The 249-nt window shown below is 47.0% G+C and carries 1 pseudogene; it reads left to right on the top strand.

The annotated features are described in order from the left end of the window. Positions 1-249: pseudogene (locus A3712_RS18490) on the top strand (cytochrome C biogenesis protein); the annotation flags it as partial.

Raw genomic sequence — 249 nt, 5'->3', positions numbered from 1 at the left:
TCGTTCCTGGCTTCTGCTGCAGGTGTGATTACTTCATTTGCACTGCTAGCGCTTGGCATGACACTTCTAAAAGTAGGTGGCAATGCGATAGGCTGGGGAATCCAATTCCAGAACGTTTGGTTTATCGGTTTCATGCTGATCATCACCTTGCTGTTCTCAATTAACCTATTGGGTTTATTTGAGTTCCGACTGCCTTCAGGTTTAAACGCCTGGATGGCGACCAAAGGTGACGATTCACATTCGGGTCAC

Source organism: Vibrio sp. HI00D65 (assembly GCF_001635455.1).
Lineage (GTDB): Bacteria > Pseudomonadota > Gammaproteobacteria > Enterobacterales > Vibrionaceae > Vibrio.
The sequence above is the reverse complement of the archived record's forward strand: the minus strand, read 5'-3'. Positions and strand labels throughout refer to the sequence as shown.